Annotated in this window: 13 protein-coding genes; 7 read left to right on the top strand and 6 right to left on the bottom strand. The window is 59.9% G+C overall.

Features of this window, described 5'->3' with window-relative positions; all coding sequences use genetic code 11:
• Positions 1 to 88: 88 nt before the first annotated feature.
• Together PMI03_RS19040 and PMI03_RS19035 are read right to left on the bottom strand one after the other, a co-directional pair.
• Positions 89 to 772: a Type 1 glutamine amidotransferase-like domain-containing protein gene (locus PMI03_RS19040; RefSeq protein ID WP_007696377.1), complete on the bottom strand. Its 684-nt coding sequence runs from the start codon at positions 770 to 772 to the stop codon at positions 89 to 91.
• Positions 773 to 818: 46 nt separating this feature from the next.
• Positions 819 to 1679, bottom strand: coding sequence for a flagellar biosynthetic protein FliO (locus PMI03_RS19035; RefSeq protein ID WP_039974341.1), 861 nt, complete (start codon positions 1677 to 1679; stop codon positions 819 to 821).
• 290 nt (positions 1680 to 1969) lie between these two features.
• Between PMI03_RS19035 and cckA the strand changes: the two genes are divergently transcribed.
• Complete coding sequence (gene cckA / locus PMI03_RS19030; protein WP_007696374.1) at positions 1970 to 4585, top strand: cell cycle histidine kinase CckA; 2616 nt, start codon at positions 1970 to 1972, stop codon at positions 4583 to 4585.
• A gap of 80 nt (positions 4586 to 4665) precedes the next feature.
• On the top strand, positions 4666 to 5166 hold the full coding sequence (locus tag PMI03_RS19025) for a metal-dependent hydrolase (RefSeq protein WP_007696372.1): 501 nt from the start codon (positions 4666 to 4668) through the stop codon (positions 5164 to 5166).
• Between the two features lie 115 nt (positions 5167 to 5281).
• Here PMI03_RS19025 and PMI03_RS19020 read toward each other — a convergent pair whose 3' ends face one another.
• Positions 5282 to 6208: a pseudouridine-5'-phosphate glycosidase gene (locus PMI03_RS19020; protein WP_007696370.1), complete on the bottom strand. Its 927-nt coding sequence runs from the start codon at positions 6206 to 6208 to the stop codon at positions 5282 to 5284.
• Between the two features lie 46 nt (positions 6209 to 6254).
• Positions 6255 to 7199 carry a carbohydrate kinase family protein gene (locus PMI03_RS19015; RefSeq protein WP_007696368.1) on the bottom strand — a complete coding sequence of 315 codons (945 nt, stop codon included), beginning with the start codon at positions 7197 to 7199 and terminating at the stop codon, positions 6255 to 6257.
• 239 nt (positions 7200 to 7438) lie between these two features.
• Between PMI03_RS19015 and recA the strand changes: the two genes are divergently transcribed.
• The 4 genes from recA (at position 7439) to PMI03_RS18995 (ending at position 12832) form a co-directional block, all read left to right on the top strand.
• Positions 7439 to 8524, top strand: a complete 1086-nt coding sequence (gene recA, locus PMI03_RS19010) for a recombinase RecA (protein WP_012651593.1) — start codon at positions 7439 to 7441, stop codon at positions 8522 to 8524.
• A 171-nt stretch (positions 8525 to 8695) separates the two neighbouring features.
• Positions 8696 to 11353 carry an alanine--tRNA ligase gene (gene alaS, locus PMI03_RS19005; protein ID WP_007696364.1) on the top strand — a complete coding sequence of 886 codons (2658 nt, stop codon included), beginning with the start codon at positions 8696 to 8698 and terminating at the stop codon, positions 11351 to 11353.
• Positions 11354 to 11410: 57 nt separating this feature from the next.
• Positions 11411 to 11899: a hypothetical protein gene (locus tag PMI03_RS19000; RefSeq protein WP_309574419.1), complete on the top strand. Its 489-nt coding sequence runs from the start codon at positions 11411 to 11413 to the stop codon at positions 11897 to 11899.
• A gap of 81 nt (positions 11900 to 11980) precedes the next feature.
• Positions 11981 to 12832 (top strand): GyrI-like domain-containing protein, encoded by an 852-nt coding sequence (locus PMI03_RS18995; protein ID WP_007696362.1) that lies wholly within the window; start codon positions 11981 to 11983, stop codon positions 12830 to 12832.
• 46 nt (positions 12833 to 12878) lie between these two features.
• Here PMI03_RS18995 and PMI03_RS18990 read toward each other — a convergent pair whose 3' ends face one another.
• Both PMI03_RS18990 and PMI03_RS18985 read right to left on the bottom strand, forming a co-directional pair.
• The gene (locus PMI03_RS18990; RefSeq protein WP_007696361.1) at positions 12879 to 13505 is read right to left on the bottom strand and encodes a glutathione S-transferase family protein; all 627 of its coding nucleotides are present in this window, start codon (positions 13503 to 13505) and stop codon (positions 12879 to 12881) included.
• Positions 13506 to 13624: 119 nt separating this feature from the next.
• Positions 13625 to 14839, bottom strand: coding sequence for an NADP-dependent isocitrate dehydrogenase (locus tag PMI03_RS18985; RefSeq protein WP_007696360.1), 1215 nt, complete (start codon positions 14837 to 14839; stop codon positions 13625 to 13627).
• A gap of 233 nt (positions 14840 to 15072) precedes the next feature.
• Between PMI03_RS18985 and PMI03_RS18980 the strand changes: the two genes are divergently transcribed.
• A complete protein-coding gene (locus PMI03_RS18980) occupies positions 15073 to 15651 on the top strand; it encodes a hypothetical protein (protein WP_007696359.1) in 579 nt (192 codons plus the stop codon).
• Positions 15652 to 15656: the final 5 nt, after the last annotated feature.

Below are 15656 nucleotides of genomic sequence, written 5' to 3'. Positions count from 1 at the left end.
CCGGCTAAAATCGGACTGCAAAAAATAAAGGCACGACGAAAATCTCCGTCGTGCCTTTTTGCGTTCAGCTGGGCATTGATTGGAATTCTCAGTTCTCGGATACTTGTGACGAGAGCACCGAGATGGGAAGCAAAGTAATTGTTCCATCTTTGACGACGATCACTTCACCGTCCGATATCGCCCGGAACGGCATTGCGCTTTGCTCGAAAAAGCGGACGGCGTTCTCTGCCGTTTCCCGCTCGGAATGAGCTGATCGATAGTGTGGGACAATCGAGAAATCCACAATCCCCAGTCCTTCCCAGACGATCTCGGGATCATAGTCGGCGGCAAGCTGTTCGGGATCATCCATGAGATCGATCCCCTTTAGCGTCGGTGCCATCACGACGGCTCCGGCGCTGAACCCGCCATAGACAATTGCGTCGTCACGCAGCAGGCGGGCGATGACGTGATCAAAGCCGCTTTGCTTCATGGCGCGCCTCAGTAGGAAAGAATTTCCACCGAGAACCCATACGAGATCGAATTTGTCCAAGGTCGTTTCGAGGCCATCAGGATCTCCGAAATAGTGCCTCAGATCGAGAGATTCCGCCGCGATGCCCAAGTCCGAAAACTCTCCTTTCGGATCGTAGACGGTGGCCTGGTATTTTCTGCGCGCTTCGTCGGGAATGTAGTCAAGCGCATTCTCAATGATCGCTGCCCGTCGACCGCCTTGCAGCAACTCCAACAGGCGGTCTTCATGGCCGCCCAGCCGGTAGGATGACAGATATAGTCTCATGATTGTCGTGCTCCCGCCGATAGATCCGACGTATCATGCCCGGAATCTATTTATCGCGGTTGACGCTCATTTCGCCGAAAATGCGCGCGACCTCTTTCTGAAGTGCAGCGTCAGAGCCGGTGATCGGCGCGAGTTCCGGGTCGCGGCGTTGTTGAGCGGGGGCGACTGCCGGTTGCTGTTGTATTTGCTGCTGCGGCTGCACGTTCGGAATGATCCGCTCGGCGGTGAGATTGTTTGCCATTTCCGCTTCCAGCACGCGCTGGAAATCGCTGCCGGGTTCACGCGCCTGTGGCGCCGCAACTGCCGGGGCGGGGCGGGGCGGCTCCTGCGGCAGGACGACGTGACGTGCCGCGTCCAATATCTCGGCTGCCTCCGCCTCGCTCAGCACGGCCGCTGTGGATTGTTGTACGCGCGGCGGCTGGGCCGTAACAGGCTGTGGGCGCTCGATTGCCGGCTCGACGACAACGGTTGGTTCGGCCTTCAGATAGGCTTCGATCTTGGCTTCCGCAGGCTCGGGCGGCTGGCGGTCAAGGCGCGGGAGTTCTGGTACCGGCTCCAGCCGTCGTTCAGCAAGGGTTGGCAGTTCGATCGGGATCGGCGTCTGTGCCGCGGCCTTGCTTGGGTCGGAAATGCCGGATTCGATGACGATATCGGTCGGGCCGCCGATCATGATGAGGTGTTCGATGCCATCACGCCGGACCAGCACGAGGCGACGGCGGGCATCGACGGCGGCGGCGTCCAGAACCTGCAGGCGCGGCTGGCGGTTCTTTCCGCCCCGCACGAAGGGCGACGGCGCTCGGCTGCGCAGGATCCAAAGGATGCCGATCAGCAGGAGAAGGGCAATGCCCACCCCACCGGCTGCAAGAAGGAAGCGGCTGCCATAGGCCCCGGCGATTTCGTCCCACATGTCGAGATACTCCGTAATTAACCCCGATGTCGCGGCCTTGCCGTGGTATACGACTGGCCGCGCGCCTTCCTCTTTGTCCTGATATGAGGCAATCATATGGACAGGTCCACCTTCGAGGCAAGATAAGATCGTTCGCTGTTCAGCGCTCTTCCTTGTGAATACAAGCCTTTCTGCCTCCGCAAAGCTTTTTGCTGAGGCGGCAAATTGCTAAAGATGATTCGGAAAGGTCCGATTCCGGCGATCCGTCAAGTGCACGACGCGACAAGGAGGAGGACGGAGACGAGGGGTCCATGACGAAGCAGCGTCCGTCCGACGAGTATAGCGTACCGCTGGTGGACCGCGGGGTTCGTTCGGGCACCGTGCTGCGCATCATTCTGCTGGCGCTGGTGCTGGTGGCCGCTGCGGCGGCTTTCGTGGTTTTCAAGGACGAGCTCGACAATGAGGCCGTGCTTGGCGGGCTCGGTATTCTTGCCATGGTCGGCATTTTCTTTCTCGTGTCGTCCATCATCGGCTTCGTCGAGGTGATGCCTCAGACCCAGTCCGACAGCCTGGCGCGCTCCTTCCTGAACAGCCATCCGGACGGCACGCTGATCACGGACGAAAAGGGCCGCATCGTCTACGCCAATGCCGCCTATGGCCGATTGACCGGAGCGGCCAAGGCCACCGAGGTGCAATCGCTGGAAACGTTGCTGTCGCGCAATCGCGAATCCAACGAGGCGCTCTATCGTCTGGCCAATGGCCTGCGTGACGGCAAGGAGGGGGCCGAGGAATTCCGGCTGCTGAAGCCGCTCGGGCTTGCGGAAGGCAATGGCAATGGCGCGCATTGGTATCGCCTGAAGGCGCGCGTTCTGCCGCCGGAGCAGGGACGCGGCAAGGCGCTGCATATCTGGCAGATCACCGACATTACCTCGGAACGCGATGATCAGGAGCGCTTCTTCAAGGAGCTGCAGAACGCTATCGATTATCTCGATCATGCGCCGGCGGGTTTCTTCTCGGCTGGGCGCAAGGGCGAGATATTCTATTTGAACGCGACGCTTGCCGAATGGCTGGGCTTCGATCTCACCAAATTCACGCCGGGCTCGATGAGCGTCGGCGATCTCGTCGCGGGCGAGGGCCTGACGCTGATCCAGTCCGTGCAGGCCGAGCCGGGCTTGAAGAAGACGGTGACGCTCGATCTCGATCTGCGCCGCGCCAACGGCCAGAGTCTGCCGGTGCAGATCGTCCACAGCGTTACCTCGATGCGCGACGGTGCGCCGGGCGAAAGCCGGACCATCGTTCTGACGCGCCAGAATGGCGGCGACAACGACCAGTCGGCTTCTGTCGCGGCGATGCGTTTCAGCCGCTTCTTCAACAATACGCCGATGGCGATCGCCTCGGTCGACGGTTCTGGGCGTATCCTGCGTACGAATGCGCCGTTCCTGAAGCTCTTCTCCGATCTCGTGTCGCGCGACGATATCGAGCGCGGTGCTGCGCTTGAAACGATCGTCAACGAAAGCGACCGGCCCCGGCTCGAAGATGCGCTGGCCGCCGCCAAGGACCGGCAGGGCGATATCCCGCCGATCGATTCCCGCAATCCGAAGGACGACACGCGGCATTTCCGCTTCTATATCAACGCCGTCATCGATCAGACCGATGAGGCGCCGGAAGAGGCAGCCATCGTCTATGCCGTCGAAGTGACCGAGCAGAAGGCTCTGGAAACGCAGATGGCGCAAACGCAGAAGATGAATGCGGTCGGCACGCTTGCCGGCGGCATCGCGCATGATTTCAACAACGTGTTGACCGCGATCCTGCTGTCTTCCGACCATCTGCTGCTGCAGGCCCGGCCGGCCGATGCCAGCTTCGCCGATCTGATGGAAATCAAGCGCAATGCCAACCGCGCCGCCGTCCTTGTGCGGCAATTGCTCGCCTTCTCGCGCAAGCAGACGATGCGGCCGTCGATTCTCAATCTGACCGACGTGATTGGCGACCTGCGCATGCTGGTGGAGCGGTTGCTATCGGGCACGCATGTCAAGCTCGATGTCGACTACGGCCGCGATCTCTGGCCTGTGAAGACCGATCTGTCGCAGTTCGAGCAGGTGCTGATCAATCTCTGCGTCAACGCCCGCGACGCTATGCCGGGTGGCGGCACGCTGACGCTGCGCACCCGCAATCTGCCGGCCGCCGATGTCGCTGCTTTCAACTATGCCTATCTGCCGCATGAGGAAATGGTGCTGGTCGAGGTCAACGACACCGGCACCGGTATTGCCCCCGAAATCATGGACAAGATCTTCGAGCCTTTCTTCACGACGAAGGAAGTGGGTAAGGGCACAGGTCTCGGTCTTGCCATGGTCTATGGCATCATCAAGCAGTCCGGCGGCTATATCCATCCGGAATCGGAAGTCGGCAAAGGCACGACATTCCGTATCTTCCTGCCGCGCCACATCGTCGAAATGCCGGCCCTGACGGAAGGCCAGTCGCCCGAGAGCCGCGATATCTCGGCGATGGACCAGAGCGTCGCTGCCGTCGTCCCGCCGGAAGAACCGGCGGATCTCACCGGCAAGTCGGCTGTCGTACTCCTCGTCGAGGACGAAGAGGCGGTCCGTCGTGGCGGCAAGCGCATGCTCGAGACACGCGGCTACACGGTCTACGAGGCCGGTTCTGGCGTCGAGGCGCTCGAGATCATGGAAGAACTCGACGGCCAGGTGGATGTCGTCGTGTCCGACGTCGTCATGCCGGAAATGGATGGGCCGACGCTGCTTGGGGAATTGCGCAAGAAATATCCGGATATGAAGTTCATCTTTGTCTCCGGCTATGCGGAGGACGCCTTCGCCCGCAACCTGCCCGCCGACGCCAAATTCGGCTTCCTGCCGAAGCCGTTCTCGCTGAAGCAGCTTGCGGTGGTTGTTAGAGAAACTTTGGATCACTAGTTAGAATTTTTCTGTATCTCGCTGAGAGATCGCGAATTGCGAACAAAAGCTAGTCACAATGAGATGGCAGCAACTAAGAGATGTTCATCGCTCATCTTCCCGCAGGCTACATCCTTTCAAAACTCGTGATTCAACGGGATGCCATCTACAAAAGGTCGTTGGTTGGCCTAGCTTTGGTGTGCTCGGTTTTGCCGGATGCGGATCTTGCTTACTTCTACCTCGTTGACCAACGAAGACACGAGCACCACGATTATATAACGCACACACCGGTCTTCTGGCTCGCGATCGCAGGTGTTTTGGCTTTAGGGCTCGTCATATTTCGTAAGCGTGTGTGGTTGATCTTCGTCTTGGTCGGCCTGCTCAGCATATTGCTGCATCTCGCTCTAGATTCGGTGGCTGCCGATATCCACTGGCTATTTCCTTTCAGCGACCAAGGTTTCAACCTCGTTCAGGTACCGGCGCTTTATCAGCCGTGGTACCTCAACTTTGTCTTTCACTGGACGTCTCTGATCGAGCTGGCAATCTGCGTTTTGGCGACGGTCTTGTTCGCAAGGGATCAGTTCCAGGAGAGGCTGCAGTAGAAACATTGTTTCACTGCAGCCAACGCTCGGATTGTCGAACAAGTTAAGATGGGGTTTGTCTAACCTGATACTCAGGGCCAGACATAAAGGGCATCTGAGCTGCCCTTCACTCACATTATTCCGCCAGAGCAACCGCGATTTCGGCGGCGAGGCGTGCATTGTTCTCGACCAGCGCGATATTGGTCTTCAGGCTGCGGCCGTCGGTGAGATCGAAGATGGTGCTGAGCAGGTAGGGAGTGACCGCCTTGCCGACGATTTCGTCGCGTTCGGCGCTGTCGAGCGCGCGCTCGATGTAGATCTCCATTTCCTCGCGCGGGATCTCGGCTGCTTCCGGCACCGGATTGGCGATCAGCATGCCGCCGTCGATGCCGAGCTGTTCGCGGGTTGCCTGGAAATTGGCGATCGCCGCTGGGCTGTTCAACGTCAGCGGGCTCGGCAGGCCGGAGGCGCGCGACCAGAAGGCCGGGAATTCGGCGCTGTCGTAGGTGACGACCGGAACGCCGCGGGTTTCCAGCACTTCCAGCGTCTTCGGAATGTCGAGGATTGCCTTGGCGCCGGCGCAGACGACGATGACGCCGGTGCGGGCGAGTTCTTCCAGGTCGGCTGAGATATCGAAGCTTTCCTCAGCGCCGCGATGTACGCCGCCGATGCCGCCGGTGGCGAAAACCTTGATGCCAGCGCGGGCGGCGGCGATCATTGTCGCGGCAACCGTTGTTGCGCCCGTGCGGCGTTCGGCAATGGCGAAGGCGAGGTCGGCGCGCGATACCTTCATCGCGCCCTCGGTCTTGGCGAGCGCTTCGAGCTCTTCCGGCTCCAGGCCGATATGCAGGACGCCATGAATGACGGCGATGGTCGCCGGCACGGCGCCTTCCTGGCGGATGATAGCCTCGACGCTCTGCGCCATCTCGATATTGCCGGGATAGGGCATGCCATGGGTGATGATGGTCGATTCCAAAGCCACGAGCGGTGCGCCACGCATCTTGGCGGCGGCAACTTCCTTCGAATAGGAGATCGGCAGTAGGGGGGAAATGGGCTTGGTCATGGTCTAGTCCAATCGGCTGAAACAGGAAATGCGAAATCAATGCGCTTCATGACAGAATTACGGCTTGTGGAACAAGAGCCAACATCGCCTTCAGAAGCGCGGGCGACAAATTTTCCGCCGTGGCGAAAGGGGATTGCACAGTGATTGCAGCCGCAGCGGTCCCGTGGCGCACGGCCTCGGGAAGATCGTGGCCGGCAAGCAGAGCGGAAAGAATGCCGGCGGCAAGCGAATCTCCGGCGCCGGTGACATCGGCGACATTGTCGACGACGGGCGGCTGCAGGCTGACGGTGGTGTCGCCGGAGAAGGCGATCAATTCGCGCTTGCCACGGGTAATCACACCGCTTTTGAGGCCGAGTGCGCGCAGTTCGGCAACCCAATCGCGCGGATCGTCCGGCCGGCTTTCCGTCAGCGCCGCGGCTTCCGCCTCGTTGAGGAAGAGATGGTCGACGCCGGCAAGGCAGGGCTTCAGCCGCACGACCTTGGCCGGCGAGATCGCGATTGCGGCCAATGGCTTGCCGAGGGTGGCTGCGCGGGTGGCAATCGAGCTCAGCGTGTCGGCCGGCAGGTTGGCGTCGCAGAGGATTAGGTCGGTGGCTTCGAAAGCGTCGCGGATGGCGCGGATCGCCAGCCGGCGCGGTACGAACAGCTTGTAGAGTTCCATGTCGGCGAGCGCGATCACCAGGTTGCCGTCGCGTTCGAGGATCGCCGTGTAGCTCGGCGTCTTGCGGTCAAGGAAGACGAAGGGCTTGTCGTCGACACCGGCATGGTTTGCGGCTTCCGCCACCATTTCGCCTGAGGGATCGCCGCCGCGTGGCGAGATCAGCCGTACATTGAAGCCGAGGCGGGCGAGATTGCGCGCCGCGTTGAAGCCGCCGCCGCCTGGTTCCTCGAACCAGGCGCCGGGGTTGCTGGCACCGGGCGCCGTGTCGCCAAAAATGCGGCCGCGCCGATCAATATGAGCGCCGCCCAAAACGAGAATCTTCTTCGCCATATCGATCTCCTCAGCGGCCAAAAAGGCGAATCGAAGCGGTTGATAACATGCCGGAAATGGTCGGCGTGGGCACGTAAGTGCTTGGGATGAAAGAAGAAAACAAATGTAGAACGGAATTCATTTTACCTTTTTCTTTCAATCGCTTGTTGTGGCCTTGCGAAATGAGAACAAATAGAGTACACAATTCTCATCAGCGGCGACATTGCTTGAGCGGCTTCAATAACCTAAAGGTGGATCGAATGTCTCAGAATTCTTTGCGGCTTGTAGAGGACAAATCGGTGGATAAAAGCAAGGCACTTGAAGCGGCACTCTCTCAAATTGAGCGGTCGTTCGGCAAGGGCTCGATCATGAAGCTCGGCTCTAACGAGAACGTGGTCGAAATCGAAACAGTTTCCACCGGCTCCCTGAGCCTCGATATCGCGCTCGGTATTGGCGGCTTGCCGAAGGGACGCATTGTCGAGATCTACGGGCCGGAAAGCTCCGGTAAGACGACACTGGCACTGCAGACGATTGCTGAGGCACAGAAGAAGGGTGGCATCTGCGCCTTCGTTGATGCCGAACACGCGCTCGACCCGGTCTATGCCCGCAAGCTTGGCGTCGACCTGCAGAACCTTTTGATTTCGCAGCCTGACACCGGCGAACAGGCGCTTGAAATCACCGACACGCTGGTGCGCTCCGGCGCCATCGACGTTCTCGTCGTCGACTCCGTTGCCGCGCTGACGCCACGCGCCGAAATCGAAGGCGAGATGGGCGACAGCCTGCCGGGTCTGCAGGCCCGCCTGATGAGCCAGGCACTGCGCAAGCTCACCGCTTCGATTTCGAAGTCCAATACCATGGTGATCTTCATCAACCAGATCCGCATGAAGATCGGCGTTATGTTCGGTTCGCCGGAAACGACGACCGGCGGTAATGCGCTGAAATTCTACGCCTCGGTCCGCCTCGACATCCGCCGTATCGGCGCCGTCAAGGAGCGCGAAGAGGTGGTCGGCAACCAGACCCGCGTCAAGGTCGTCAAGAACAAGATGGCGCCTCCCTTCAAGCAGGTGGAATTCGATATCATGTATGGCGAGGGCGTTTCCAAGACCGGCGAACTGGTCGATCTCGGCGTCAAGGCCGGCATCGTCGAAAAGTCCGGTGCCTGGTTCTCCTATAACAGCCAGCGCCTCGGCCAGGGCCGCGAAAACGCGAAGCTCTTCCTACGCGACAATCCGGATCTCGCCCGCGAGATCGAACTGTCGCTGCGCCAGAATGCCGGGCTGATCGCCGATCGCTTCCTGCAGAATGGCGGGCCTGATGCCGATGACGGTGAAGCTGCCGCGGAATAGCGGTTTCCGGAGCCGTTCCAGGCTTTGATATAGGACTAAAATTCAAAACCGGCCGTATTGTCCAAGGGATGTGCGGCCGGTTTTGTTTGTGCGGCTGGACAGGGCCGGGAGCGAACGATAAAAGCCACTGACTTTGATAGGACTTGCCGAAGGCATACTGAAGGGCCAAACATGAGCGGTGTGAATGAAATCCGGTCGACCTTCCTCGACTATTTTAAGAAGAACGGTCACGAGATCGTGCCGTCGAGCCCGCTCGTGCCGCGCAACGATCCGACATTGATGTTCACCAATGCCGGCATGGTGCAGTTCAAGAATGTCTTCACCGGCCTGGAGCAGCGTCCTTACACGACGGCATCGACCGCGCAGAAATGCGTGCGCGCCGGCGGCAAGCATAACGACCTCGATAATGTCGGCTATACCGCCCGTCACCACACCTTCTTCGAAATGCTCGGCAATTTCTCCTTTGGCGACTATTTCAAGGAGCGGGCCATCGAGCTCGCCTGGAACCTGATCACCAAGGAATTCGGCCTCGACGCCAAGCGCCTGCTGGTGACGGTCTACCACACTGACGACGACGCCTTTAACCTCTGGAAGAAGATCGCCGGTCTCTCGGACGACAAGATCATCCGTATCCCCACCAGCGACAATTTCTGGGCGATGGGCGATACCGGCCCCTGCGGCCCGTGCTCTGAAATCTTCTACGACCATGGCGATCACATCTGGGGCGGACCTCCCGGCTCGCCGGAAGAGGATGGCGACCGTTTCATCGAGATCTGGAATCTCGTTTTCATGCAGTTCGAGCAGATCACCAAGCAGGAGCGGGTCGACCTGCCGCGTCCGTCGATCGACACCGGCATGGGTCTCGAGCGCGTTGCCGCCGTGTTGCAGGGCAAGCATGACAATTATGACATCGACCTGTTCCGGGCGCTGATCGAGGCTTCGGAAGAGGCAACCGGCGTCAAGGCCGAGGGCGAGCATCGCGCCAGCCATCGCGTCATCGCCGACCACCTGCGTTCCTCCGCCTTCCTGATCGCCGACGGCGTGCTGCCGTCGAACGAAGGTCGCGGTTACGTGCTTCGCCGCATCATGCGCCGCGCCATGCGCCATGCGCAGTTGCTGGGCGCCAAGGAACCGTTGATGTGGAGGCTGTTGCCGGCGCTGGTGCAGCAAATGGGCCGCGCCTATCCCGAGCTGGTGCGCGCTGAGGCGCTGACCTCCGAAACGCTGAAGCTCGAAGAGACCCGTTTCCGCAAGACGCTGGAACGCGGTCTGTCGCTGCTGAACGATGCCACTTCGACGCTGCACAAGGGTGATAGCCTCGATGGCGAAACCGCTTTCAAGCTCTATGACACCTATGGCTTCCCGCTGGACCTGACGCAGGATGCGCTGCGCGCCCGCGGCATCGGCGTCGATATCTCCAGCTTCACCGATGCGATGGAGCGGCAGAAGGCCGAGGCACGTTCGCACTGGACCGGCTCGGGCGACAAGGCGACCGAAACCATCTGGTTCGAGCTCAAGGAAAAGCACGGCGCCACCGAGTTCCTCGGTTATGATACGGAAGTTGCCGAAGGCGTCATCCAGGCGATCGTCAAGGACGGCGTTGCCGTCGACAGCGCGTCCGCCGGCGACAAAGTGCAGATCATCGTCAACCAGACGCCGTTCTATGGCGAATCCGGCGGTCAGATGGGTGATACCGGCGTGATTTCCAGCGATACCGGCAAGCTTGCGGTCAGCGATACGCAGAAGAAGGGCGAGGGCCTGTTCGTGCATATCGCCACGGTTTCGGACGGCACGATCAAGACCGGGGACGCCGTTGTTCTGACGGTCGATCACAATAGGCGTTCGCGCCTGCGCGCCAACCATTCGGCAACTCACCTGTTGCATGAAGCGCTGCGCGAGGTGCTGGGCACCCATGTGGCGCAGAAGGGCTCGCTGGTCGCGCCTGAGCGCCTGCGCTTCGACGTTTCGCATCCGAAGCCGATGTCGGCTGAGGAGCTGAAGATCGTTGAAGATATGGCCAACGAGATCGTGCTGCAGAATTCACCGGTCACGACCCGCCTGATGAGCGTCGACGATGCCATTGCCGAAGGTGCGATGGCGCTGTTCGGCGAGAAGTATGGTGATGAAGTGCGCGTCGTGTCCATGGGGCAGGGCGTGCGCGGTGCGAAGGCCGGCAAGCCTTATTCCATCGAGCTTTGCGGCGGCACGCATGCCTCCGCGACCGGTCAGATCGGCCTTATCCGCATCCTGGGCGATAGCGCAGTCGGCGCCGGCGTGCGCCGCATCGAGGCAGTCACCGGCGAATCCGCTCGTGATTACCTGGCCGAACAGGATGACCGCGTGAAGGCGCTTGCCACTGCGCTGAAGGTGCAGCCGACCGATGTCGTTTCGCGTGTCGAAGCGCTGATGGATGAGCGCCGCAAGCTGGAACGTGAACTGGCGGACGCCAAGCGCAAGCTCGCCATGGGCGGCGGCCAGGGCGGCTCGGCCGATGCAGTCCGCGACATCAACGGCGTCAAGTTCCTCGGCAAGGCCATTTCCGGCGTTGATCCGAAGGATCTGAAGGGTCTTGCCGATGAGGGCAAGACCAGCCTCGGCTCCGGCGTCGTCGCGCTGATCGGCGTTTCCGAAGACGGCAAGGCCAGCGCGGTTGTTGCCGTCACCGACGATCTGATCGGCCGCTTCAGCGCCGTCGATCTCGTCCGCATCGCCTCTGCCGCCCTTGGCGGCAAGGGTGGTGGCGGTCGTCCCGACATGGCCCAGGCCGGTGGACCGGACGGTGCCAAGGCGGATGAGGCGATCGAGGCGGTTGCTGCAGCACTCGCTTAAGGGTTGCGGTCGTGCTAGATTGGGCCGTTGGCCCAATAGCCGCGGCACAGGAGCTTCGTGAACGTGACACTATACCGCTCGCGCTCATCTGCTATTCAAGGATTGCTCTCTGTTTTTGGGGGAGGCGCCTTTATGGCCTTCTTGGCATACTTTGGTTATTGCCGCGAAGGGTTGGGCAGCTATCTTCTTTTTATCGGGATTTTGGGTACTGCGGTATTTCTGGTGTTGGTGCCCGTTTGCGTATGCCAGGCCTTGGCGTTTGATTTTTCCCCCGAGGGCCTTATCGCTTCAGATATCGGGAAGGAACGTATACCCTGGAGTGATATCATTGGTGCGAAAGTTCAATACTTCAGAAGGGCAGAGGGCGTCCGGTTGAAAATCCGTGAGGATAAAGCACGGCAACTGAAGACGAGTTGGTTGGCAAAGATCAACAGACCGTTCTATGGAGATTCCGAGTTCTTCGTCAGCCAAGTGGGCACCAAGCTCTACGCTTACCAACTAGTTGAGCTTATCAACCATCGGGGCGTATCCAACCCAACCGAATAGTTCCGCATCCACCCAACTCAGCAGGATTTGTCAAATCGGGATATGGTTCCTTGGGGCCGATCGATTTGCAAGGGGGCTGACTTGAACGGCGAAACGGCATGGGCGCTTTATGAAACCCGTCTGCGGCGGGTTTCTGCCTATATCCATGAGCATCTGGACGAAGAGCTCGACATGGAGAGACTTGCCGAGATTGCCTGCATGTCCAGCTATCATTGGCACAGGATTTATCGGGCGATCTATGGCGAGACGGCGGCTGCCACCGTCAAACGGTTGCGGCTGCATCGCGCCGCCGGCGATCTCGTCAACACCGATCTTGCCGTCAACGACATTGCAAAGCGGTCGGGCTATCCCAACCTCCAATCGTTCAACCGTATCTTCAAATCCGTCTACGGCATGCCGCCGGCGCGATATCGGAATGAGGGAAGTCACACGATCTTCGAACCCAGCACCCAAGGAAGGATCAAGCTCATGTTCGACGTCACGCTTCGCACCATTCCCTCGCTCTCGCTGATCGGGGTTTCCCATACCGGTCCCTACATGCAGATCGGCCAGGCTTTCGAAATCCTGTTCGGTACGCTCTATGCCCGTAGCCTTGCCAGGCCCGATATGCGGATGATTGGCGTCTATCTCGATGATCCGGATGTCGTCCCGGCGGAGAAGCTGCGCTCCTATGCTTGCGTCAATGCCAGCGAGGAGGTCGCCGCCAACGCTCCGCTGGAGCGTCGGACGGTCGATGGTGGCGAATACGCCGTGCTGCGGCACAAAGGCCCCTATGCCGATATGTACAAGGCCTATCAGTGGCTCTACGCCGAATGGCTGCCCGCTTCCGGTCGTCAGCTGCGCGACGCGGTGATGTTCGAGGAATACCTCAACAATCCGCGCGACGTGCAGCCGACGGAATTATTGACCGAGATCTACATGCCGCTGCAATAGCGGCACGTAGTCTCGCTTGAGAGAATGGCTGTAGAGCTTTGTCTTTTCAGCCATTCGCCTGTTTCGGCATCGCCGCATTGTCGATTTCGTTGCCGCGGCGATAGGCATCGCGGTCGCTCACGCGGCTCCAGTAATCGATGTAGGCCGGCCGCTTTTCGATCGTGCCGAAATTGAGACCCCAGCCGACATGGGAGCCGACATAGACGTCAGCGGCCGTGAAACGGTCGCCTGCAATGTAGGGTGAAGCGGTGACCGCCTGCTCCAGCGTGTCGAAGACATTGTCCAGGCTGCCGCAGCCAGCCATGCGCAGGCGCTCGGTCGGAATTTCGAAGCCGAGGGCACGATTGGTGACGGCCATCTCCATCGGCCCGGCGGCGAAGAACATCCAGCGGAAATAGCGGCCACGTTCGGCGGCGGTGGGCGCAAGGCCTGCCTGCGGAAAGGCTTCGGCCAGATAGGCGCAGATGGCCGCACCTTCGGTGACGACGGTATCGCCGTGCTTGATCGCCGGCACCTTGCCCATGGGGTTCACTGAAAGATACTCAGGCGCCTTCATCGTCGTGCCGAAGTCGAGATATTCGGTGCGATAGGGCACACCGGTCTCCTCCAGCATCCAGCGGGCGATGCGTCCGCGCGATATCGGATTGGTGTAGAAAACGAGTTCCTCGGTCATGCGTTCCTCCCTTTTATTCTGCCATTCTTGTCATCCGCAGCGGGCGGCGGCAAGTTTTTCCGGCAAAAGAAAACCCGGCGCTGAGGCCGGGTTTTCATAAGCTTTGCTGTTGCCGAGGCTTAGGCAGCCATGGCCTTCTGCAGGTTCTCGTCGATCTTGTCGAGGAAGGCAGTGGTGGAGAGCCACGGCTGGTCGGGACCGATCAGCAGCGCCAGATCCTTGGTCATGTAGCCGGATTCGACGGTATCGACGCACACGGTTTCGAGGGTCGCGGCGAACTTGGCGAGTTCGGCATTGTCGTCAAGCTTGGCGCGATGTGCGAGGCCGCGGGTCCAGGCGAAGATCGAGGCGATCGAGTTCGTCGAGGTTTCCTGGCCCTTCTGGTGTTGACGGTAGTGGCGGGTAACCGTGCCATGAGCAGCTTCAGCTTCAACCGTCTTGCCATCCGGCGTCAAGAGAACCGAGGTCATCAGGCCGAGCGAGCCGAAGCCCTGGGCGACCGTGTCGGACTGGACGTCGCCGTCGTAGTTCTTGCAGGCCCAGACGTAGCCGCCGGACCACTTGAGCGCGGAAGCGACCATGTCGTCGATCAGGCGGTGTTCGTAGGTGATGCCGACTTCGTCGAACTTCGCCTTGAATTCGCTCTGGTAGATCTCTTCGAAGATATCCTTGAAGCGGCCGTCATAGGCCTTGAGGATGGTGTTCTTGGTCGAGAGGTAGACCGGCCACTTGCGCATCAGGCCGTACATCATCGAGGCACGAGCGAATTCGCGGATCGATTCGTCGAGGTTGTACATGGCCATGGCCACGCCGGCGCCCGGAGCGTCGAAGACTTCCTTCTCGATGACCGCGCCGTCTTCGCCGACGAACTTGATGGTCAGCTTGCCCTTGCCGGGGAACTTGAAGTCGGTCGCGCGGTATTGGTCGCCGAAGGCATGACGGCCGACGACGATCGGCTTGGTCCAGCCCGGAACCAGGCGCGGTACGTTCTTGCAGATGATCGGCTCGCGGAAGATGACGCCGCCGAGAATGTTGCGGATCGTGCCGTTCGGGCTCTTCCACATCTGCTTGAGGTTGAATTCCTTGACGCGGTCTTCATCCGGCGTGATCGTCGCGCACTTGATGCCGACGCCGTGTTTCTTGATGGCGTTGGCGGCGTCGACGGTGACCTGGTCGTTGGTCGCATCGCGGTTTTCGACCGAGAGGTCGTAATAGTCGATATCGATATCGAGGTAGGGATGGATCAGTTTGTCTTTGATAAACTGCCAGATGATGCGAGTCATCTCGTCGCCATCGAGATCGGCAACGGGGTTAGCGACCTTGATCTTCTTCATGCTTCTGCCTCGTTTAAGCTGATGGGAGCGGATGTCCCCGTGAGTGATATGAAGTCTCGAGCGCTATAGCATCGCAAGTTCCGAACGCAAAGCCAAAGAGGCGCCAAAGAGGCGTTTTTGCTCATCAGATCCTCCTCATCGCGCGGTTTGCTTTTCCGGGGCGGACCATTGCCAAAGCGATGGATGCGGCTAATGTCGCGCGCATGCTTCGCTGATCATTACGGATTCTTATCATGCAGAAAATTGCCGCTGCCGCGCTTCTCGCTGTTTTTCTTCCCCTCTCGCTCAGTGCAGGCCCGGCTGCTGCGGCTGATGTGACGACGCCGGTCAAGGCAGTGATGGACGCTACCGTTTCCAACTGGGCGGGCGGCGACAGCGACTGGCAGGATATTTTCGACGAGAGCAAGCTGGATGAGCGCTACAGCAAGGATCTCATTGCGAAATACAAGGCGGCGGCGCAGTTTCCAGCCGTTGACGAAGACGGTATTTCGCCCTTCGACTATGATGTCATTGTCGGCGGTCAGGATGCGTGTCCATTACAGGATATGAATATCGCCGCGCAGGCCCCCAAGGGTGATACGACGGAGGTGGTCGCGACCTTCAAGTCGTTGGCTTGCCAGGGCTCTGACGCCAACAGTCAGGCGGTGACCACGGTACGTTTCGAGGTCATTCAGGAGGCAGGCAAGCCGGTCATCGACGACATCATCACCGTCGACGAGGGCGGTCAGTCCAATTCGCTGAAATCCGTCATGCAGGATATCGTCAAGCAGCAGTCGGCGGATCAGCAGCAGAAACAGCCGGATCAGAAATAATCTCC

The sequence above is a fragment of the Rhizobium sp. AP16 genome (assembly GCF_000281735.1).
Classification (GTDB): Bacteria; Pseudomonadota; Alphaproteobacteria; order Rhizobiales; family Rhizobiaceae; genus Rhizobium; species Rhizobium rhizogenes.
This window is presented reverse-complemented; position numbering and strand designations above follow the sequence as displayed.

Coding starts and splice junctions, on each gene's coding strand:
- PMI03_RS19040 (WP_007696377.1), bottom strand. CDS start 772: ATGAGACTATATCTGTCATCCTACCGGCTGGGCGGCCATGAAGACCGC.
- PMI03_RS19035 (WP_039974341.1), bottom strand. CDS start 1,679: ATGTGGGACGAAATCGCCGGGGCCTATGGCAGCCGCTTCCTTCTTGCA.
- cckA (WP_007696374.1), top strand. CDS start 1,970: ATGACGAAGCAGCGTCCGTCCGACGAGTATAGCGTACCGCTGGTGGAC.
- PMI03_RS19025 (WP_007696372.1), top strand. CDS start 4,666: ATGTTCATCGCTCATCTTCCCGCAGGCTACATCCTTTCAAAACTCGTG.
- PMI03_RS19020 (WP_007696370.1), bottom strand. CDS start 6,208: ATGACCAAGCCCATTTCCCCCCTACTGCCGATCTCCTATTCGAAGGAA.
- PMI03_RS19015 (WP_007696368.1), bottom strand. CDS start 7,199: ATGGCGAAGAAGATTCTCGTTTTGGGCGGCGCTCATATTGATCGGCGC.
- recA (WP_012651593.1), top strand. CDS start 7,439: ATGTCTCAGAATTCTTTGCGGCTTGTAGAGGACAAATCGGTGGATAAA.
- alaS (WP_007696364.1), top strand. CDS start 8,696: ATGAGCGGTGTGAATGAAATCCGGTCGACCTTCCTCGACTATTTTAAG.
- PMI03_RS18990 (WP_007696361.1), bottom strand. CDS start 13,505: ATGACCGAGGAACTCGTTTTCTACACCAATCCGATATCGCGCGGACGC.
- PMI03_RS18985 (WP_007696360.1), bottom strand. CDS start 14,839: ATGAAGAAGATCAAGGTCGCTAACCCCGTTGCCGATCTCGATGGCGAC.
- PMI03_RS18980 (WP_007696359.1), top strand. CDS start 15,073: ATGCAGAAAATTGCCGCTGCCGCGCTTCTCGCTGTTTTTCTTCCCCTC.